This window comes from Desulfovibrio sp. ZJ200 (genome assembly GCF_011039095.1).
GTDB lineage: Bacteria > Desulfobacterota > Desulfovibrionia > Desulfovibrionales > Desulfovibrionaceae > Desulfovibrio.
Genome location: NZ_JAAKEH010000016.1, coordinates 1 through 19,288, shown reverse-complemented (window position 1 = coordinate 19,288; position 19,288 = coordinate 1). Strand labels below are relative to the sequence as shown.

Annotated in this window: 15 protein-coding genes; 12 read left to right on the top strand and 3 right to left on the bottom strand. The window is 61.6% G+C overall.

Annotated elements, in window-relative coordinates; translation table 11 throughout:
* Positions 1-188: 188 nt before the first annotated feature.
* Both G7Y52_RS06380 and G7Y52_RS06375 read right to left on the bottom strand, forming a co-directional pair.
* Complete coding sequence (locus G7Y52_RS06380) at positions 189-1,574, bottom strand: PFL family protein (RefSeq protein ID WP_165068213.1); 1,386 nt, start codon at positions 1,572-1,574, stop codon at positions 189-191.
* Positions 1,575-1,800: 226 nt separating this feature from the next.
* The gene (locus G7Y52_RS06375) at positions 1,801-2,364 is read right to left on the bottom strand and encodes an ACT domain-containing protein (RefSeq protein ID WP_165068209.1); all 564 of its coding nucleotides are present in this window, start codon (positions 2,362-2,364) and stop codon (positions 1,801-1,803) included.
* Positions 2,365-2,761: 397 nt separating this feature from the next.
* Here G7Y52_RS06375 and lysS point away from each other — a divergent pair, with 397 nt between their 5' ends.
* The 8 genes from lysS to G7Y52_RS06335 all read left to right on the top strand — a co-directional run bounded on the left by lysS (position 2,762) and on the right by G7Y52_RS06335 (position 14,504).
* Positions 2,762-4,267 (top strand): lysine--tRNA ligase, encoded by a 1,506-nt coding sequence (gene lysS / locus G7Y52_RS06370; protein WP_165068462.1) that lies wholly within the window; start codon positions 2,762-2,764, stop codon positions 4,265-4,267.
* Positions 4,268-4,491: 224 nt separating this feature from the next.
* Positions 4,492-5,718: a lipoprotein-releasing ABC transporter permease subunit gene (locus tag G7Y52_RS06365; protein WP_165068205.1), complete on the top strand. Its 1,227-nt coding sequence runs from the start codon at positions 4,492-4,494 to the stop codon at positions 5,716-5,718.
* Between the two features lie 3 nt (positions 5,719-5,721).
* The gene (locus tag G7Y52_RS06360; protein WP_165068202.1) at positions 5,722-6,420 is read left to right on the top strand and encodes an ABC transporter ATP-binding protein; all 699 of its coding nucleotides are present in this window, start codon (positions 5,722-5,724) and stop codon (positions 6,418-6,420) included.
* Between the two features lie 56 nt (positions 6,421-6,476).
* On the top strand, positions 6,477-9,236 hold the full coding sequence (gene bamA / locus G7Y52_RS06355; protein ID WP_165068199.1) for an outer membrane protein assembly factor BamA: 2,760 nt from the start codon (positions 6,477-6,479) through the stop codon (positions 9,234-9,236).
* A 412-nt stretch (positions 9,237-9,648) separates the two neighbouring features.
* Complete coding sequence (locus G7Y52_RS06350) at positions 9,649-12,048, top strand: N-acetylmuramoyl-L-alanine amidase (RefSeq protein ID WP_241159621.1); 2,400 nt, start codon at positions 9,649-9,651, stop codon at positions 12,046-12,048.
* Positions 12,049-12,277: 229 nt separating this feature from the next.
* On the top strand, positions 12,278-12,814 hold the full coding sequence (locus G7Y52_RS06345) for an OmpH family outer membrane protein (RefSeq protein ID WP_165068192.1): 537 nt from the start codon (positions 12,278-12,280) through the stop codon (positions 12,812-12,814).
* A 113-nt stretch (positions 12,815-12,927) separates the two neighbouring features.
* Positions 12,928-13,398, top strand: coding sequence for a 3-hydroxyacyl-ACP dehydratase FabZ (gene fabZ, locus G7Y52_RS06340; RefSeq protein ID WP_165068188.1), 471 nt, complete (start codon positions 12,928-12,930; stop codon positions 13,396-13,398).
* A gap of 2 nt (positions 13,399-13,400) precedes the next feature.
* Complete coding sequence (locus G7Y52_RS06335) at positions 13,401-14,504, top strand: glycosyltransferase (protein ID WP_165068182.1); 1,104 nt, start codon at positions 13,401-13,403, stop codon at positions 14,502-14,504.
* A gap of 56 nt (positions 14,505-14,560) precedes the next feature.
* Here the strand turns inward: G7Y52_RS06335 and wbaP are convergent, their stop codons facing one another.
* Positions 14,561-15,991, bottom strand: coding sequence for an undecaprenyl-phosphate galactose phosphotransferase WbaP (wbaP, locus tag G7Y52_RS06330; protein ID WP_277424293.1), 1,431 nt, complete (start codon positions 15,989-15,991; stop codon positions 14,561-14,563).
* A 374-nt stretch (positions 15,992-16,365) separates the two neighbouring features.
* Here wbaP and G7Y52_RS06325 point away from each other — a divergent pair, with 374 nt between their 5' ends.
* The 4 genes from G7Y52_RS06325 (at position 16,366) to G7Y52_RS06310 (ending at position 19,164) form a co-directional block, all read left to right on the top strand.
* Positions 16,366-17,109: an ABC transporter substrate-binding protein gene (locus G7Y52_RS06325; protein WP_165068176.1), complete on the top strand. Its 744-nt coding sequence runs from the start codon at positions 16,366-16,368 to the stop codon at positions 17,107-17,109.
* Between the two features lie 189 nt (positions 17,110-17,298).
* Positions 17,299-17,466 (top strand): hypothetical protein, encoded by a 168-nt coding sequence (locus tag G7Y52_RS06320; protein WP_165068173.1) that lies wholly within the window; start codon positions 17,299-17,301, stop codon positions 17,464-17,466.
* Between the two features lie 243 nt (positions 17,467-17,709).
* Entirely contained in the window at positions 17,710-18,402 is a 693-nt protein-coding gene (locus tag G7Y52_RS06315) for an amino acid ABC transporter permease (protein ID WP_165068170.1), read from the top strand.
* Between the two features lie 3 nt (positions 18,403-18,405).
* Positions 18,406-19,164: an amino acid ABC transporter ATP-binding protein gene (locus G7Y52_RS06310; protein ID WP_165068167.1), complete on the top strand. Its 759-nt coding sequence runs from the start codon at positions 18,406-18,408 to the stop codon at positions 19,162-19,164.
* The last annotated feature ends 124 nt before the right edge of the window (positions 19,165-19,288 follow it).

Genomic DNA, 19,288 nt, shown 5'->3' with positions numbered 1-19,288 from the left:
CCCGCGCGCCGAAGCCAGGCCTCAGACGCACACTGAAAAAGACCGTTCTTTAGAGCAGATTACCTTTGACTTTTTATGAAAGTCAAAGGTGGCATTCAGGCGAAAAACGCGGTTTTCGCCTGAATGCACGCCGCGTTGCGGCGGCTGCCGCTTACGCGTCAGCAGAGCATTTTCAAAAAGAAAATGCTCTAATTCTTCAAACTGTGGATAGGCGCGGGTATCCGGCCGCCGAGGCCGATAAAGCCGGAAGCGTCGCCCTGAGGCACCGGAATGATCGCGGCCTTGCCCAGCAACCCGCCGAAAGAAACCTCGTCGCCCACGCCTTTGCCGGGCACGGGGATCACGCGCACCGCGGTTGTCTTGTGGTTGATGACCCCGATGGCCATTTCATCGGCCATGAGACCCGAAATGGTTGACGCGGGCGTATCGCCGGGGATGGCGATCATGTCCAGGCCCACGGAGCAGACGCTGGTCATGGCTTCCAGCTTTTCAAGGCTCAGACGGCCGGACATGGCCGCGGCTTCAATGCTGGAATCCTCGGACACCGGGATGAATGCCCCGGACAGACCGCCCACCGAGGAGGAAGCAAAAGCCCCGCCTTTTTTGACCGCATCGTTGAGCATGGCCAGCACGGCCGTGCTGCCGGGCGCGCCGATGCTGGAAAGGCCCAGGCTCTGAAAAATCTCGCCCACCGAGTCGCCCACGGCCGGAGTGGGAGCCAGGGAAAGGTCGGCCACCCCGAAAGGAATGCCCAGGCGGCGGGCCACTTCCGTGCCGATCATCTCGCCCACTCTGGTCACTTTATAGGCCGTGCGCTTGATCACTTCCGCCATGTCCAGCAAGGTCAGGCGGCCCCCCTGCTCGTTGCGCCCCGCGGCCAGGGCGCGATCAATGGCTTTTTTGACCACGCCGGGGCCGGAAACGCCCACGTTGATCACCACGTCCGGCTCGCCCACGCCCAAATACGCCCCGGCCATGAAGGGCACGTCCTGCGGAATGTTGGCAAAGACCACCAGCTTGGCGCAGCCGATGCCGCCGCGCTCGGCCGTGGCCCGGGCCACATTGAGAACCTGCTCGCCCATCAGGGCCACGGCGTCCATATTGATGCCGCTGCGCGAGGAAGCCACATTGATGGAGGAACAGATCCGATCCGTCTGGGCCAGGGCATCGGGCAGGGCTTCAATGAGCGCGCGGTCGCCTTTGGCGAAGCCTTTTTCCACCAGCGCCGAAAATCCGCCCAGAAAATCCACCCTGGCATCTTTGGCCGCCTCGTCAAGAGCCCGGCAGACGCGCACCATGCCTTCCGGACCAAAGGGCGCGCCCACCACGGCAATGGGGCTGACGCTGATGCGTTTGTTGACCACCGGGATGCCGTACTTGTCGCCCACCTCGTCGCAGACGGCCACAAGCTGGGAGGCGTAGCGGCGCAGTTTGGCCTGCACGTTGGCGGTGAAGAGCTCAAGATCGTGGCTCACGCAGTCAAAAAGGCTCACGCCCAGGGTGACGGTGCGCACGTCCAGGTGCTCGTTGCGGAGCATGTTCAGGGTGCTGATGACTTCGCGTTCCGAAAGCATGGCGTATCCTGTGCGGCCTGCGCAGGCCGCCGTGGCCCACGCGGGGGCGGGCGGCCGCTGCAACACTGCCTTTTGTTCCCGGCAGGCCAAAGCCGTATCCGGCCGGAGAAAAGGATCGTGCTGTTCAGACCTGGGCCGTTCCCGGCTTTTGGATCAGCCCAGGGGACAAAAGGCGCTGCAAGCGCGGATCGTTAGAGCATTTTGCTAATGAACTTAGCAAAACGCTCTAAAAGGAACTCACCCGATGCACGGCTTCAAAAATATCACGGTGCTGCACGCTCACGCGCAAATGTCGCGTCTGGCCCTCGCAGGCCAGCTCGCGGCGCAGGCGGCCGAGATCCACGCTCTCCGGCACCATGACTTCAAACACGAACAGAGCGTGATCCTCGCCGCCCTCGCCCAATATGGCCTTGAGGCTTTCGATATTCACCCCGTGCCGGGCAAATACCCGGCTCATGGCCGCGATCAGGCCCGGCTTGTCCGGCCCGTCCGCAGTGATCACAAAAGGATCGCAGTTGAGGCCCTGGCCCCACTGCCCCTCAATGGCCGGGCGCACCAGCACGGACAGATCCACTTCCGCGGCGGCCAGCCCGGCGATCAATTGCTCGCGCAGCGCGTCGCCTGTGCGGCCCTCCGGGGTCTGCACCACGAAAATGGCCGCAAACTCGCCCGAAAGGATGGTCTGGGTCACCTCCACGATATTGCAGCCGGTTTCGCCCAGAAGTCGGCTCACAGTGGCCACAACGCCGGGGCAGTCGCGCCCCAGAAAGGAAGCAGTGTATTTTTGCATGGCGCAGTCCTTGCGGAAAACGTCGGCGACCCGCCGGATCGCGCGGCTGATGGAAAAAGGCAGCATAAACGCAAAAGCCCATGCAGTTCAAGCACGGATACGCCCGGCCCCAGGGCAGACGCATACGATGCGTCAGCCCTGACGAACAAAACAGCCAATCTTGACGGAGCCATACGAATGGCATACCGTGATCCACCTTTCCGGCAGCGGGGCTCTGCCGGAAAAGCCTTGCTGCGCATACCCGCACGCCGAACGGCCCCAGGCCGCGGCACGGCGTGCGGATTTACGGGGCCTGTTATTCGTCCGGCAGGAGAATTCAGTGGAAAAGCGGGAAAAAAGCAAAAAAAACAGTGTCAAGCTGAGCACAAAATCGCCGCATGCGGCGTATTTCATGCCCATGCTCGAGAGCTTCGCCGCGCGCGACGGCCTCAACGAAGTGATCAAAAACCGGGTCAGCAAAGCCTGTGACCTGCTGGACGCGGGCGTGCCGCTTTTCCCCAACGATTTCAGGAAAAAACACGACATTTCCTGGGTGCTCGAAACATTCGGCGGCCTGGACGACGCGGCCCTGGACAGCCAGGGGGATGTTTTTGCCGTGGCCGGGCGCATTGTTTCCCTGCGCTCCTTCGGCAAAGTCGCCTTTTTTCACCTTATGGACCAGAGCGGCCGCATCCAGTGCTATGCCTCCAGGGAACATCTGGACGAAGCCGCTTACATGGTGGTCAAAAAGCTGGATGTGGGCGACATTGTGGGCATCTCAGGGCATCTTTTCCGCACCAGGACCGGCGAGCTGACCATTGCCTGTCGCAGCCTCAAGCTGATCACCCGCTCCATGCGCCCCCTGCCCGAAAAATACCACGGGCTCAAAGACATGGAGACCCGTTACCGCCAACGCTATGTGGATCTGATCGTCACGCCGCGCGCGCGGGAGATTTTCGTCAAACGCAGCCTGATTGTGCGCGAGTTCCGCCGCTTTATGGAAGATCACGGCTTCATGGAAATGGAAACCCCCATGATGCAGCCCCTGCCCGGCGGGGCCACGGCCCGGCCGTTCACCACCCACCATAACGCTTTGGACCTCCAGCTCTATATGCGCATCGCGCCGGAGCTCTATCTCAAGCGCCTGCTGGTGGGCGGTTTTGAAAAGGTTTTCGAGCTGAACCGCAACTTCCGCAACGAGGGCATCGACACTCGCCACAATCCGGAATTCACCATGTGTGAGTTTTACTGGGCCTACGCCACGTTTGAAGATCTCATGGACTTCACGGAAAAGCTTTTCGCGCACCTGGCCGCCGCTGTGTGCGGCTCGACCGTGGTGCCGTACCAGGGGCAGGAAATAGATCTCACGCCCGGCAGCTGGAAGCGGCTCAGCTTTTATGACGCGCTCACCCGGATTGGCGGTCACTCGCCTGAGTTTTACAATGATTACAACAAAGTGCGCGCCTATATCCGCGAACGCGGCGAAAAAACGGCTGACAACGAAAGCCTGCAAAAGCTCCACGCCAAGCTCTTTGACCTGGATGTGGAAGCCAAGCTTGTCCAGCCGCACTTCATTTACCACTACCCCACGGAAATTTCGCCGCTCTCGCGCCGCAACGACCGGCATCCGGAACTGACGGATCGCTTTGAGCTGTTCATGACCGGCCGCGAAATGGCCAACGCATTTTCAGAGCTCAACGATCCGGTTGATCAGCGCCTGCGCTTCGAGGAACAGGTGCGCGAAAAGGAAGCCGGCGACGATGAGGCGCACAGCATGGACGAGGATTACCTGCGCGCCCTGGAATACGGCATGCCCCCGGCAGCCGGGCAGGGCGTGGGCATTGACCGGCTGGTCATGCTGCTCACGGATTCGGCCTCCATCCGCGAGGTTATTCTCTTCCCCTTGCTGCGGCCGGAAGTTTAGCGCGGACAGGATAAGCAGTACTCAGGCAACATATGCAGGAGTTATACACCCCTGTTTTTTTCAGATGCGCCTGCCCTCCAGGGAAGCCGGGAGCTTGAACAATCGGCCGCCCCCGGCGCGGATCAGGGCCGGATCAGGGCCGGTTCGCGGCCCGCAAAGCCCGCCGCGCCCGGCCTCTAAAAAAAGTCTTGAATATCCGGCCAAGCTGGGCCAGAATGCCGCAAATGTCCTTTGAACTCTTTGTGGCCTTGCGCTATCTCTTTTCGCGGCGCAAGCAGACTTTTATCTATATCATCTCCCTGATGTCCATTCTGGGGGTGGCCATTGGCGTGGGCGCGCTGGTGGTGGTGCTCGGCGTGTACAACGGCCTGACCACGGACATGCGCGAAAAAATTCTGGGGGCCAATGCGCACGGCATCGTCATGTCCTACCTGCCCTCGGCCTTTGAGCAGAACAGCGATCTTCCCGAGCGCATCCGCTCCGTGCAAGGCGTCACCGGCGCAACGCCCTTCATCTATACAGAAGTCATGCTTTCCGCAGGCAACGGCGTCAAAGGCGTGGTGCTGCGGGGCATTGATCCCGAATCCGCGCCCCAGGTGCTCTCCCTGCTGCGGCAAATGCGCTCCGGCTCGGCGGCGGATCTGCAAAAAAGCGGCACGCCGGGCATCATCATCGGCGACGAGCTGGCCCGCCGCCTGGGCCTTGTGCCGGGCAGCAGGGTCAATGTGCTTTCGCCCTCCGGGCAGAAAAGCGCCTCCGGCTATTCCCCGCGCATCCGGCCCTTTGAGGTGGCGGGCATCTTCAAGACCGGCATGTTTGAATACGATTCCTCCCTGGCCTTTGTGAGCCTGGCCGCGGCGCGGGACGTGCTGGGCCTGCCGCCCGGCTATCTCTCGGGCGTGGAAATCACGGTGGCCGACGTGTTCAAGGCTGATCAGACTGCCGAGCGGCTGGCCCGGGAGCTCGGCTCGCCCTTTTATGTGCGCACCTGGATGGAAATGAACGCCAACCTTTTCGCGGCCCTCAAGCTGGAAAAGGTGGGCATGTTCATCCTGCTGGCCATGGTGGTGCTGATCGGCTCCTTCTCCATTGTCACCACCCTGGTCATGCTGGTCATGGAAAAAACCCGCGATATTGCGATCATGATGTCCATGGGCGCCACGCGCGGCATGATCCGGCGCATTTTCATGCTCCAGGGCACCATCATCGGCGTGATCGGCACCTTGCTCGGCTATGGCTTCGGCCTTTCCCTGGGCTGGCTGCTCAAACGCTATCAGTTCATCAAGCTGCCCGAACATGTCTACACCCTGGATCATCTGCCGATCATCATCACGCTTTCCGACGTGCTGATCGTGGGCGCGAGCGCCATGCTGCTCTGCTTTCTGGCCACTCTTTACCCGGCACGCCAGGCCGCCCGTCTGAAACCCGCCGAAGCCCTGCGCTACGAGTAAGCCATGCCCGAGCTCTATAAATTTTCCGACGTGGGCAAAAAATTTTCCGGCCCTGGAGAAAATCTTGAAATTTTCAAGCATATCAATCTGATTGTGGAAGAGGGAGAGTCCCTGGCCATTGTAGGGGCTTCCGGTTCCGGCAAGTCCACCCTCTTGCATCTTATGGGGGCTCTTGATACTCCAAGCACGGGCACTGTATCTTTTGACGGCCGCGATATGGCGCTGATGCGCCCGGATCAGCAGGCTGCCTTCCGCAATCGGACGTTGGGCTTTGTTTTTCAGTTCCATCATCTGCTGCCGGAGTTTTCCGCACTGGAAAATGTGGCCATGCCCGCGCTGATCAGCGGCGCGCGCCGCGCCCGGGTTATGCCCGAGGCCCGCGCCATGCTGGAGCGGGTGGGCCTTGCGCAGCGCGCCACAAGCAAAATCGCCACGCTTTCCGGCGGCGAACGGCAACGGGTGGCCATTGCCCGCGCGGTGCTCTTGCGGCCGCGCGTCCTCCTGGCCGATGAGCCCACCGGCAACCTGGATGAAGTCACAGGCCGGCAGGTGAGCGATCTCATGATGGAGCTCAACCGTGAACTGGGCATGACCCTGGTGGTTGTGACGCACAATCCTGAACTGGCCGCCCGGATGCATCGCACATTGGAATTAAAGGCCGGTCGGCTGCTGGCTCACGCGGCGGCCCAAAACGCCGGTTAGAGCGGTTTGAAAATGAATATTTTCAATCAAAAAATGCTCTGGAGTGGGGACTCGGTATGAGAAAATATCTGTGTAGCGTGCTGGTCAAGGCTCTTTGTCTCGCAGCCCTGCTCTGCGCCGCGCAGGCGCAGCCCGTTGCGGCCGCCAGGGAGTCGCAGCCGCCTCTGGTGCTGGTTTTGCCTTTTGAGGTCAACGCCGGGCCGGAAATGCCCGATGCCTCCCGGGACGTGCCGCAGCTTATCGTCAGCCAGCTTGAACAAAACGGGCTCAAGGCCGTGCCCATGAGCCGGGCCCGGGATCTGCTCAGGGGCAGCGACACCATTAATCTGTCCGCGGCGCGCCGTCTGGGCCGCCAGGCAGGGGCCAGTCTGGTCATTTACGGCAGCTTCAACCAGTTGGGCGACGGCTTCACCCTGGACAGCCGCCTGGTGCCGGTGGGCGAGGGCCAGGCCGTGCCCGCGGGCTTTGAGCGCGGTTCTTTGCTGGCCCTGACCGAATGCGCTGCGGCCATTGCCAATCGCGCGGCGGGCATCATCGGCCCGGTGGCCCAGGCCGCGCCGCAGCAGGCGGACAGCGGGCCCGGCTTTGTGCCCATGCACGCCCCTGCCGCCGCCGGAGACGGCATTGCCGACGTGCGGGTGCGCGGCATGAAGGTCATGGACCCGGATACCGTGCTTATGCGTCTGACCATCCGCAAGGGCGACAAGCCCGACGCCAATGCCATCAACGAAGAAGTCAAGCGCATCTGGGACATGGGCTATTTCAGCGACGTGCAGGCCTCTCTGGAAGGCAATGTGCTGGTCTTCACGGTGGTGGAAAAACCCCGCATCGACAGCATTCAGGTTGAAGGCTCCAGGGATATCGATCAGGAAGACGTGCTGGCCGCCATGGGCACCAAAGCCGGCAATGTGCTCAACGAGCAGATGCTCTCCGACGATTTGCAGAAAATCACCGAGCTCTACCGCAAGGAAGGCTATTATCTGGCAAAGGCCGACTACCGCCTGGAAGACCGCCAGGGCGGCCGCGGCGCAGTGCTGATCATTACCGTGAACGAGGGCAACAAGCTCTACATCAAAGAGGTGAAAGTCGCGGGCCTCAAGGAGCTTGACCAGGGCGACATGGAAAAATACATGGCGCTCAAGCCGCGCAATATTTTCTCCTGGTTCACGGGCACCGGCGTGCTCAAGGACGAATACCTGGAGCGCGACACCAACGCCATTGCCGCCTTCGGCCTGAACGAAGGCTTTGTGGACATGCAGGTTTCCGCGCCCGAGGTGGAGTACAAATCCGACGGCATCTACATCACCTTTACCGTGCACGAAGGCCCGCGCTACAGCGTGCGCAACGTGAAATTCGCCGGGGACGTGATCGACAGCGAAGAGAACATGCTCAATGTGGTGCAGATGGACGACTGGGAAAAGTCCAACAAATACTTCTCCCTGACCGTCATGCAGGAAGACAGCAAGCGCCTCACCGACTTTTACTCCGATTACGGCTACGCTTTCGCGGAAGTGGACACCAAGCTGATGAAGGCCGACGACGGCAGCCCGCAAGTGGACGTAGGCTATCTGATCAATAAGAAACAAAGGGTCTTCATCCGCCGCCTCACGGTGGAGGGCAACACCAAAACCCGCGACAACGTGATTTTGCGCGAAATGCGTCTGGGCGACGGCGATATGTACGAAGGCGCCAAACTGCGCCGCTCATCCGAACGCCTGAACCGCCTGCGCTACTTCTCGGCCGTGGATACGGAACTGATCCCCACGGGCAAGGACGACGAAGTGGATCTCAAGGTCAAGGTCAAAGAGACCAACACCGGCGCGCTCATGGGCGGCATCGGCTACTCCACCTATTACGACGTGGGCGTCACCGCCTCGATCATGGAGCGCAATCTCTTCGGCCGGGGCTACTGGCTGCAGTTGCAGGGCTTCTTCTCCTGGCGGCGGACCTCGGGCATTCTCTCCTTTACCAATCCGCGCGTCTACGACACGGATCTTTCCCTGGGCAACGATCTCTATTACACGCACGATTACTGGGACGACTTTACCAAGGACACCGTCGGCGACACCATCCGCGCTTCCTATCCCATCGGGGAATACACTACCGTGGGCGCGGCCTACCGCCTGGAACGCTATGAGCTCTATGACGTGGAGCCCTGGTCCTCGCCCTATATCACCGATTACAAGGGCATCAACTGGACCAGCGCCATTTCCGGGCGCATCCTGCGCGACACCACCGACGCCAGGGATCGGCCCACCAAGGGCACCATCACCCGCCTCTGGGCCGAATACGGCGGCGGCGGCCTGGGCGGCACGGACAATTTTGTCAAGGCCGTGGCCGACTGGCAGGGCTTCTGGTCGTTCAATCCGGAAAATACCTTCCATGTGCGCGGGCGCGTGGGCGGCGTGTTCCAGAATTCCGACGACCCGGTGCCGGTCTTCGAGCGCTTCTGGCTCGGCGGCATGGACACCATCCGCGGCTACGCCTATTCCGACATTTCGCCCCGCGACTACAAATACGGCGGCGAACAGGTCGGCGGCGACCGCATGGGCGTGCTGAACGTGGAATATGTCTGGACCTTCCAGAAAGATATGGGCCTGGCCCTGGTTCCCTTCTTTGATGCCGGTTTCAACATCGATCAAAAGACCATGGGCGCGGATCTTTCTGACTACATCGTCTATTCCGCGGGTCTTGAACTGCGCTGGCGCTCGCCCATGGGGGATCTGCGCATCGCCTACGGCGTGCCGCTGGTGCAGGATTACGACAAGGAAATGGAGCCGGGCAGGCTGGAATTCAGCATGGGCCAGTTCTTTTAGAGCAGATTACCTTTGACTTTTTATAAAAGTCAAAGGTGGCATTCAGGCGAAAAACGTGGTTTTCGCCTGAATGTACGCCGCGTTGCGGCGGCTGCCGCTTTCGCGTCAGCAGAGCATTTTGCTCATGAAACCAGAGCGTTTAGCTAATTTCATTAGCTAAACGCTCTAAAACGTCAAAGGAGCGCAGCGCCCCCAAAAAAATCGACTGTCCTGCCCAAGACTGCCAAAAGCGCCGTGGCCTTTTTTACGGCACGCGGCACAAAACCTGCATACTTTCTCCCGGCCATCGGAAATATGACGCGGCGCGGGGAACGCCCCTTAAGCGGATCGCAGCGCAACCGATAAAGTGTGCAGGATTCAGGCAACGCCTGTCTCCAATTCTATGCGCTTCCAGACGGCAAGGGGACGGACAGTGGCCGCAAAAACCAGGAACACCACGGCTCGCGACAGGGCGACAACCAGGCGTCTCATGCCTCCGCTGGTGTTCATGCTGGCGCTCTGTCTGCTGGTCGTCTGTTTTTATGATTCCGGCTACACCTCGCTGCCGCCCACCGGGAAGCGCTACTCCGTGGCCAAGGCGGCCATTGAAAGCCTGCGCCTGGACGACAAGCGCGCAGGCCAGCGCGAACCCTGGGAAAAGCTGGCCGCCGAGTTCCGCGCCATTTACGACGCGGACCCGGGCTGGCCCAATCGCCCGGCGGCGCTGTTTCGCGCGGCTGAAAGCCTGGAAGAACTGGCCCGGCGCTCCTTTGCCAAAGCCGATGCCCGCAAAGCCGTTGCCTGCTACGAGTCCCTGGCGCTGCGCCATGCCGACAGCCGCCTGGCCGACGACGCGCTTTTGCGCGCGGCAACCCTGCGCGCCGCCTGGCTGAAAGACGAGAAGAACGCCCTGGCTCTGCTCAAAAGGCTCAAAAGCCAATACCCCAGGGGCGACATGCTGCCGCAGGCCCTGGCCCTGGAAAAGACGCTCCAGGCGTCCGCCGCGGGACGCACCGCGCCGGAAGCCCGTCAGTTGGCCGCGGCGCGCCGCAAGGATGCCGTGGAGGATCAGCCCGCGACCGTCGCAAAGACGCCCGCCGCGCCGGGCATGTCTTCCGAGCTCCTGCCGGAAGCCCTCCTGCTGCCCCGGTACCGGGCGGCAAAAAACCGCATGGACGCGCTCAGGGCGGATAAGGTCAAATCCTGCTGGCGGCAGCCCTGGGAGGAGTTGCGGGCAGAATTTCTGCGCATTTATGCCAGCCGCAAGAACTGGGCCGTGGCTCCGGGCGCGCTGTTTCGCGCGGCAGCAAGTCAGGAGGCCCTGGCCGACTGCTCCCATCTGGCTGGCGATTACCGCCAGGCTGTTGCCCTCTACCTGACGCTGCCCCGCGAATTTCCCCAAAGCGCGCTGGCCGATGACGCGCTGCTGCGCGCGGCCCGGATTCAGAGCGCCAAACTGGACAGCACAAGCCAGGGCCTGGCCTTGCTGGATGAAATCAGCGCCCAATATCCCCGCGGCGACATGGCTGCCGAAGCCCGCGCGCTGCGGGCGCAATGGAGCGCCAGGAAGGCGGATGCGGGCAAGAAGCCGACTGCCGCGACCGCCCGCCGGGCGGATTCGCCCCCCAGGGCCGCGCCGCGCGAAGCGTCGCCCGAGCTGCAGGTACTCTCCTGGGATTCCCCGAACAAGAACAGCGTGGAAATCGTGCTGGAGCTGAGCGGCCCCGCCCGTTACTCCACCCGTCTGGTCAATGCGCGCAAAGGCAGTCCGGCCCGGCTCTATCTGGATTTGGAAAATACAGCCGTGGTCAGCGATGTGCGCAAGGGCGTCACGGTGCGCGGCAGCCTTCTGCAGGCGGTGCGCGTGCGGGATCGCAAGCAGGGCGGCGCCAGCCTGCAATTTGACTTTCGCGATGTCCGACGCTTTGACACCCGCATGGAAAGCGACCCCTGCCGCATCGTGCTCAGCGTGGCCGCGGGCAAAACGCCCCTGCCCGCAAAACCAGGAGCCAAAACCGGCTTCGCGCTTGACGAGGAGCGGCCCGCAAGCCCCAAAGCCAAAGCGCGCGCTTCCCGCACGCGGCAGGTCGGCAATCTGGCCGACCAGCTCGGCCTCACCGTGCGCACGGTATTCATCGACGCGGGGCACGGCGGCCATGATCCCGGAACCAGCCATCACAATGTGCTGGAACGCGCCATCACCCTGGACGTGGCCATGATGCTGGGTCGCCTTCTGGAAGCCAACGGCCTGGAAGTGGTCTACAGCCGCACCAGGGACGTAAGCCTTTCCTTGAGCGAGCGCACGCGCAAGGCCAACGCTGCGGGCGCGGATCTCTTTGTTTCCGTTCATGTCAACGCCAATAAGGACGCCTCGGTCCACGGCTTTGAGGCCTACTATCTGGATCTGGCCGGCGATCCGCAGGCCGCGCGCGTGGCCGCCCTGGAAAACGCGCGCAGCGATCGCCGGCTCGGGAGCATGCAGAAAGTGCTGGCCGAGGTGATGCTCAATGCCCGGGTGGAGGAATCCCGCCGACTGGCCGCGGACATCCAGCGGCTCTCCATGTTCCGCCTGAAGCGGCGCAACTTCACGGTCAGGAATAACGGCGTCAAGTCCGCGCCTTTTCATGTGCTGATCGGCGCGGGCATGCCCGCGGTGCTCGTGGAACTCGGCTATTGCACCAATCCGGCAGAAGCCCGGAATCTGGCCGCCCCCACATACCGGCACGCGCTGGCCGAAGGACTTGCCGAGGGTATCCTGGCGTATAAAGATCGCCTTCTCAAACGCCGCACAGCGCAGAATTCCTTGACGCCCGAAAGCCCTGATGCTATGTGAAGTCCGTATTTCAGTTCGGTGACAGGATCAGCCGGAAAACGCTGTGGCAGGCGGCTTCGGCGTTGCAACGGACCAGCGGGCCGGAAGCCTGGCTTTTGCAGGCAAACGGTTCGCGGTTTTGCGATCCCTCCCCTGAATGCAGGTGCGCAATGGAGTTGTAACGGCGTGCGGGTCGCCTTTCTTCCGCAAGAAAAACATAAATTTCAGCAATCGGGGAAGGAGATTATTCATGCGTACTGTAGTGGTGATGACCCTTGCGGCGTGCCTGCTGCTGGCAGGAGCGGCGTTTGCCGCCGATGACAATGCTGTGCCTGCGGCCAGGATCGGTGTGGTGGACATGCAGACCGTGGCCACCCAGAGCGAGCCTGCCCAGGCCGCCAAAAAACAGATGGAATCCAAATACGGCAAGGAACGCCAGGATCTTGAAAAGCAGGGCGAAGCTCTGAAGAAAAAAGCTGAGGCCCTGAAAAATCCCAAGGCCAGCGAAGAAAAAAAGCTTGCATTCATCCGCGCCAAGCAGGAACTGGATCAAAAGACCCGCAATTTCCTGCGCAAGGTGGAACAGGACGAAGTGAAGCTGCGCCAGGACATGGTCACCCTCGTCTTCAGCGCCACCTATGAAGTGGCCCGTGCCAAGGGCTTCAACTTTGTGGTGGACGTTACTGCCGGCGGCGTGCTGTATGCCGATCAGTCCATGGATCTGACCAAGGACGTCCTGGCTGAGGTAAACAAGCTCTATAAAGCCAAAAAAACCGAAAAAAAGTAGGCGCAGCCTGCGTTGCAGTCCAGGCCTCTCGCCCCTGCGGGGCGAGAGGCCCGGACTGCAACGCATTACCCGTGAATTTCATGAGCAGGAACACTGGCAACGAAGGGAGCACAATGCGGGACGCGACCGTTGAACAATGCCTGAGCATGGATATACAGCGCATTTTACAGATTCTCCCCCACCGCTATCCCTTCCTGCTGGTGGACAGGGTGACGGAATGCGTGCCGGGCTCACACATCAAGGCATACAAGAATGTGAGCGTCAACGAGCCCTTTTTTCAGGGGCATTTTCCCGGCGTGCCGATCATGCCCGGCGTGCTGATTCTGGAAGCCCTGGCTCAGACCGGGGGCTTGCTGGCCTCTGCGAGCCTCGACAGCCTTGACGACAAGCTCTTTCTGTTCACCGGCCTGGACGGCGTCAAGTTCCGCCGCCAGGTTGTGCCCGGCGATCGCCTGGATCTGGAGTGCTCCAATCCGCGCATGAAGCTCAGGCTCTGCAAAATGGACGCGCGCGCTTTTGTCGACGGGAAATTGGCCGCGGAAGCGCAGATCACAGCCGCCATCGCCCCCAGGCCCGGAGCCTGAGCATGCGGGTGGCGCTGGTCCACTACTGGCTTGTGAATATGGGCGGCGGCGAGCGGGTGCTGGAAACGCTTTGCCGCATGTATCCGCAAGCCGACATTTTCACCCATGTGCTGGATCGCAAAGCCCTTACGCCAGTCATTGCGCGGCATAACATCCGCACAACCTTCATCAACCGCCTGCCCGGCAGCCGCGCGCTGTACCAGAGCTATCTGCCCCTCATGCCTCTGGCGCTGGAGCAGCTCGACCTCACGGGTTATGATCTGATCATTTCCAGCGAGTCCGGCCCGGCCAAGGGCGTGATCACCCGCGCGGACAGCCTGCATGTCTGCTACTGCCACACGCCCATGCGTTACCTGTGGGACAACTGGCCCGAGTATCTGGACTCGGCCGGTCCACTGACCCGCCTGGGTATGCGCTTTCTGCTTCCGGGTTTGCGGCGCTGGGATCTCTTGAGCGCCTCCCGCGTGGATCACTTTGTGGCCAATTCCCGCACAGTGGCCCGGCGCATCCGCAAGCACTGGCGACGGGCTGCCAAGGTCGTTTATCCGCCTGTAAATATTGACGCTTTTACCATGCGTACTTCCGGCAAAGGCGAGTTTTACCTCTGCCTCGGACGTCTGGCAGACTATAAAAGAGTAGACCTGGCGGTGAAAGCCTGTTCCCGCCTGAACCGGCCGCTGCTGGTGGCAGGCGAAGGCAAGGCGCGCAAAGCGCTGCAAGCCTGCGCCGGGCCCTGCGTCCGCTTTCTGGGGCGGCAGGACGACGCCGCCGTGGCGGCCTTGCTTGCCCGCAGCCGCGTCCTGCTTTTCCCGGGCGAGGAAGACTTCGGCATTGTGCCGCTGGAAGCGGCGGCCTCGGGCGTGCCGGTGCTTGCCTACGGCCGCGGCGGCGCCACGGAAACGGTACGCGAAAACAGCACCGGGCTCTTTTTTGCCGAGCAGAGCGTGGAAGCTCTTGAAGAGGCTATCCTAGCGTTTGAACGCCGGGAAGCCGATTTTGATCCGGCAGAGATGCGCCGCCATGCCGAGGCTTTCAATGAAGCCCGCTTTATGCAGGAATTCGCGGCAGAAGTGGAGGCGGCAAAAACGGCGTTGTTGCAGAGCTGAGCCGATTCCCGCCCGCGCCAACAGTGCGCGATCCCGGGGGGACGCCGGCCGCCCCTTCAATATGCGCCGTAGCCGCTGATAACCACGGGCACGGTCTTGCCCAGAATCCACAAATCCATCCAGACCGACCAGTTATTGATGTAATAATGGTCATAGGCCACCCGCTCGGCATAGCTCGTGTCGTTGCGGCCCGAAATCTGCCACAGGCCGGTGATGCCGGGCTTGACGCGGCAATATTCGTCATAGACCTGCCCGTACTTGGCCACTTCCTCGGCCACGATGGGCCGCGGCCCCACCAGGCTCATGTCGCCTGCAAGCACATTGAGCAATTGCGGCAGCTCATCCAGGCTGCTCTTGCGCAAAAAGGCTCCCATCCGGGTGATCCGCGGGTCATTTCTCAGTTTATGATCCCGCTCCCATTCCTCGCGCAGGGCCGGGTCAGCCGCAAGGCAGGCCTGCAGGGCAGCGTCGGCATCAGCCACCATGGTCCTGAATTTATAAATATTGAGGAGGGAGCCCCCCTGGCCGATACGCTTTTGCCTGTAAAAAACGGGGCCCGGGCTGTCCAGCCGGATGCACAGCGCCAGAACCAGCCCCACGGGCAGCAGAATTGTGGCGGCCAGAGCGCAGAGCGCAAGATCAATGCAGCGCTTCAAGCGCAGGCGTCGCTTGTCGTGCAGGTTCTGACGCACCAGCAGCCCCACGACATTGCCGAGATCGCGCGGCGTCAGCCAACGAACCTTGAAGTCGTCGTCAAAGGCAGGCACAACCAGAATGTCGCTGAAGTACGCATTGGCTTCCGTGATATAATCCAGAGGCTGCGCCAGCCCCATGTGATGATGAATCAGGATCATGGCCCCGGGATGCCGTTGGGCGGCAGTGGCCAGCAGACGGCGCAGACCGGGCAGATCCTGGGGCAGAGCGAAAATATCCACCGGCATGAGCCCGCGCTCCGGGTGACGTTTGAGATAGCGCCAGAGTTCGCGCCCGGTATCGCTGCGATCCAGGATGATCAGCGGCCTGCCCCACCAGCGGCTTTTGGCGAAACGACGGCGGCAAAGCCCGCGCATAATCGGCAGGGTAAGAACGGTGGCGGCCCAACTGCCCGCAATCACCAGGCGGGAATAGGCCTCTCCGGCCTGGGCCAGAAAAAGCACGACCAGAATCAAACTGTAGGTCAGACTTGTGAGCAGAAACAGAGCTTTCAGCTCTCTTTGCGGCGGGAGGCTGATGCTTTGATAAATGCCGAAGCTGCTCCCCAGCACCGGCCCCAGCAGGAGCAGGGGCAACACCCATTTATACAGGGCGGGATCAAGGCCGCCGTACGCCGCGCGCAGCAAAAAAACCAGCAGCGCGGTTCCCAGGAGCGCCACCAGATCAAAAAAGCAAAGCAATGTCTTTTGCGGCGAAAGCCCGACCCGGCGGAGCAGACTGATGAGCAGGGGCATCTGAGACATGCTGAACCTGGACGCGCAGGGCGTCGACATGTTATAAATTTTTGCCTTACAGCAGACAGCATACATCTGTAAACAGGTTTACAGATGCGCCAGAGCGCGATCGCGCTCTGCCTGCGCGCATAAATGCAGCGCCTGCTGTTGCTGCGGGATGGCCTCCGATACACTCAGATCTATGCAAAATACGATACGCTTTCACGCCGCCAAGCGCAAGGGCCATGCCCTGGGCAACGCGCTCTTGCGTCGCCGCGGCGCTTCTGGTAGACATAATTCTGTTTTGCCGGGAATAGCGGCCCGCAGGCGAGCCGGCCAAAGCCGTTCAGTGTTTGGCGGCCTGTAAGCCGAGCCGCGCCCTGCCCCGGCATCCGGCTCTGTCAGTTCCGTCTTTTTTTGAGGGAGAAATTCACATGAAAAAAGTCTTTGTCTGCGCTCTGCTGGTCAGTTTGCTGGCCGCCGTGCCCGCCTTTGCCCAAAAGAGCTATGTCAACGGCATTGATCCCAACTATCCGCCCTTTGCCTATGTTGACGAAAAAACCGGCCAGCCCGCAGGCTTCGATGTGGACGCCCTGAACTGGATCGCCAAAACCATGAACGTGCAGATCAGCCACAAGCCCATGGCCTGGGACGGCATCATCCCGGCCCTGATGGGCAAACAGATCGACATGGTATGCTCGGGCATGAGCATCACGCCGGAGCGCGCCAAAATGGTGGATTTTTCCAATCCTTACTGGACTGTTTCGCGCGTTTTCCTGGTGCCGGTCGACTCCAAACTGACGCCCAGGGACATTCTGAGCCAGAAAATCAAACTGGGCGTGCAGCGCGGCACCTCGGAGGCCAATGCCATCAAGCAGGAACAGGCGAAGAAAGGCTACGGATTCGAGCTGCGTTTCTACGAGTCGGCTCCGCTGGCCGTGGAAGACCTGCTCAATGGCCGCATCCAGGCCGCGCTGATGGATGAGCTGCCCGCTGACGACGCCATTTCCAAGGGCGCGGCCGTGAAAAAGGCCGGCGTTCACGGCGCGCCGGATCAGTTCGGGGTGGCCATCCGCAAGGGCGACAAGGAATTGCGCGCCATTCTGGATGAAGGCTATCGCAAGCTCATGGCCGATCCGTACTGGCAGGAGCTGCAAAAGAAGTATCTGCACAAGTAGCCCGGCGTCGCAGGCGCAGCTGGCCCGCACCGCAGGAGAGCGCAGCGGGAAGTACGCCCGCGCCTTTTCAGGCGGCAAGGCGCAAGCATATTGCGCTCGCGCCTGACCGACGGGCGGTCGCCTTGCGCGCCGCAGCCTGAGCGCGACGCAGATACAGGCGGTACATGCGCCCGCAGTGCTCAGAGCGGCTTGCAAATAGAGCATTTTCACTTTGAAAATGCTCTGCTGACGCGAAAGCGGCAGCCGCCGCAACGCGGCGTACATTCAGGCGAAAACCGCGTTTTTCGCCTGAATGCCACCTTTGACTTTCATAAAAAGTCAAAGGTAATCTGCTCTAAGTCTGTTCCGCCGCGTTGATGAACCCGGCCCCGGAAGCTGACGGCATCAGACGCGCAGCGGCCCGGGCCGGGTTCACCGGCCTGGCGACAGGCCGCTTGTGATCGGGAGCGGCAAATGCCGTATGCGCTTTTTCACATCCCGGCGGCACGGCCGGCCCAGGCCCTGGCGTGGGAGCAGCCGCGCGTCCCTTGTGCCGCACGCCCGGCGGGCGCTGCCCCGCTTTCCGGTCGCGCGGCATAAGCCTTTGCAAAGTATCTGCCTATGCACGCACTGAACGATGTTCTTCTTGCTCTGCCCTCCATCCTGGCCGGGAGCTTTGTGACCATCGGGAATGTGGGCATCTCATTGGCTATGGGGCTTGTTCTGGGCGTGCCCCTGGCCGTGGGCCAGGTCTATGGCGGCCCCTGGCTGCGGCGGCTGGCCGCGACCTACGTCTGGTTTTTCCGCGGCGTGCCCATCCTGGTGCTGCTCTTTCTCTGTTACGGCCTGTGCATCAGCCTGGGCCTGAGCGTGAACCCCTTTGCGATCTGCTGCCTTGTGCTGGGCGCAACCAGCACGGCGTACCAGTCCCAGATTTTCCGGGGGGCCATTGAAAGTCTGCCCCAGGGCCAGCTTAAGGCGGCGCGCGCCCTGGGCATGCGGGACGTTACGGCCATCCGCTGCATTATTCTGCCGCAGGCCCTGCGCCTTTCGATTCCGGGCTGGGCCAACGAATTTTCCATTTTGCTCAAGGACTCGGCCATCTGCTATGTGCTGGGCACCCAGGACATCATGGCCCGCGCCAATTTTGCGGCCGCGCGCACGCACGAGCATCTGGCGTTCTTTGCCGCGGCGGGCCTGATCTATTTCGTGCTGACCCTGGCGGTGCTCCATTTGCTGCGCCGTCTGGAAAAAAAGCTGCATGTGCCGGGCTATTCCACGGGAATGGGCATGGAAGGCATGGGCGCGGGATAAGCCATGAGAGCGGAAGACAAAGTGGTATTGCAGGTCCAAGGCATTTCCAAGACCCTGGGCGGCAAGCCCATCCTGGATAATTGCTCGCTCAGCGTGCGGCGCGGCGAGCTCAAGGTGCTGATCGGCCCCTCAGGCGCGGGCAAGAGCACGCTTTTGCAGTGCATCGACTGCCTGATCCCCCCGGACAGCGGGCAAATCTGGCTGGACGGCGAACTCCTGGAGAGCGGCGACAGGAGAAAACTCTGCGAGTTTCGCGCCCATGTAGGCATGATCTTCCAGGATTTCAATCTCTTCGATCATCTGACCGCCGAAGAGAACGTGGCCATTGCCTTGCGCAAGGTGCGCGGCATGTCCCGCAGGGAAGCCAAAACCCGCGCCCTGGAGGAACTGGGCCGCGTGGGCCTGGCGCGGCGCGCCCCGCTCTACCCGGCGCAGCTCTCGGGCGGGCAGAAACAGCGCGTGGCCATTGCCAGGGCCCTGGCTATGGACCCCAAGGTGATTTTGCTGGATGAGCCCACCTCGGCTCTTGACCCCGAACTGGTGGGCGAGGTGCTTGCCGTGATCCGCGATCTGGCGAGCGGCGGCATGACCATGCTCATGGCCACGCACCAGATGGATTTTGCGCGTGCCCTGGCCACGGAGATTCTGTTCATGGAGCACGGCAGGCTCATTGAGCAGGGCGCGCCGGAAGTTCTGCTGGCCGAGGGCTCTGCCACCCGCACCCGCGATTTTTGCGCCCGTCTTCTGGAGATGGGGGCTTAGAGCATTTTCACTTTGAAAATGCTCTGCTGACGCGAAAGCGGCAGCCGCCGCAACGCGGCGTACATTCAGGCGAAAACCGCGTTTTTCGCCTGAATGCCACCTTTGACTTTCATAAAAAGTCAAA

Bases quoted from the DNA above. Each gene is read 5' to 3' on its own strand.
- G7Y52_RS06380 (WP_165068213.1), bottom strand. From the start codon at position 1,574: ATGCTTTCGGAACGCGAAGTCATCAGCACCCTGAACATGCTCCGCAAC.
- G7Y52_RS06375 (WP_165068209.1), bottom strand. From the start codon at position 2,364: ATGCAAAAATACACTGCTTCCTTTCTGGGGCGCGACTGCCCCGGCGTT.
- lysS (WP_165068462.1), top strand. From the start codon at position 2,762: ATGCTCGAGAGCTTCGCCGCGCGCGACGGCCTCAACGAAGTGATCAAA.
- G7Y52_RS06365 (WP_165068205.1), top strand. From the start codon at position 4,492: ATGTCCTTTGAACTCTTTGTGGCCTTGCGCTATCTCTTTTCGCGGCGC.
- G7Y52_RS06360 (WP_165068202.1), top strand. From the start codon at position 5,722: ATGCCCGAGCTCTATAAATTTTCCGACGTGGGCAAAAAATTTTCCGGC.
- bamA (WP_165068199.1), top strand. From the start codon at position 6,477: ATGAGAAAATATCTGTGTAGCGTGCTGGTCAAGGCTCTTTGTCTCGCA.
- G7Y52_RS06345 (WP_165068192.1), top strand. From the start codon at position 12,278: ATGCGTACTGTAGTGGTGATGACCCTTGCGGCGTGCCTGCTGCTGGCA.
- fabZ (WP_165068188.1), top strand. From the start codon at position 12,928: ATGCGGGACGCGACCGTTGAACAATGCCTGAGCATGGATATACAGCGC.
- G7Y52_RS06335 (WP_165068182.1), top strand. From the start codon at position 13,401: ATGCGGGTGGCGCTGGTCCACTACTGGCTTGTGAATATGGGCGGCGGC.
- wbaP (WP_277424293.1), bottom strand. From the start codon at position 15,991: ATGTCGACGCCCTGCGCGTCCAGGTTCAGCATGTCTCAGATGCCCCTG.
- G7Y52_RS06325 (WP_165068176.1), top strand. From the start codon at position 16,366: ATGAAAAAAGTCTTTGTCTGCGCTCTGCTGGTCAGTTTGCTGGCCGCC.
- G7Y52_RS06315 (WP_165068170.1), top strand. From the start codon at position 17,710: ATGCACGCACTGAACGATGTTCTTCTTGCTCTGCCCTCCATCCTGGCC.
- G7Y52_RS06310 (WP_165068167.1), top strand. From the start codon at position 18,406: ATGAGAGCGGAAGACAAAGTGGTATTGCAGGTCCAAGGCATTTCCAAG.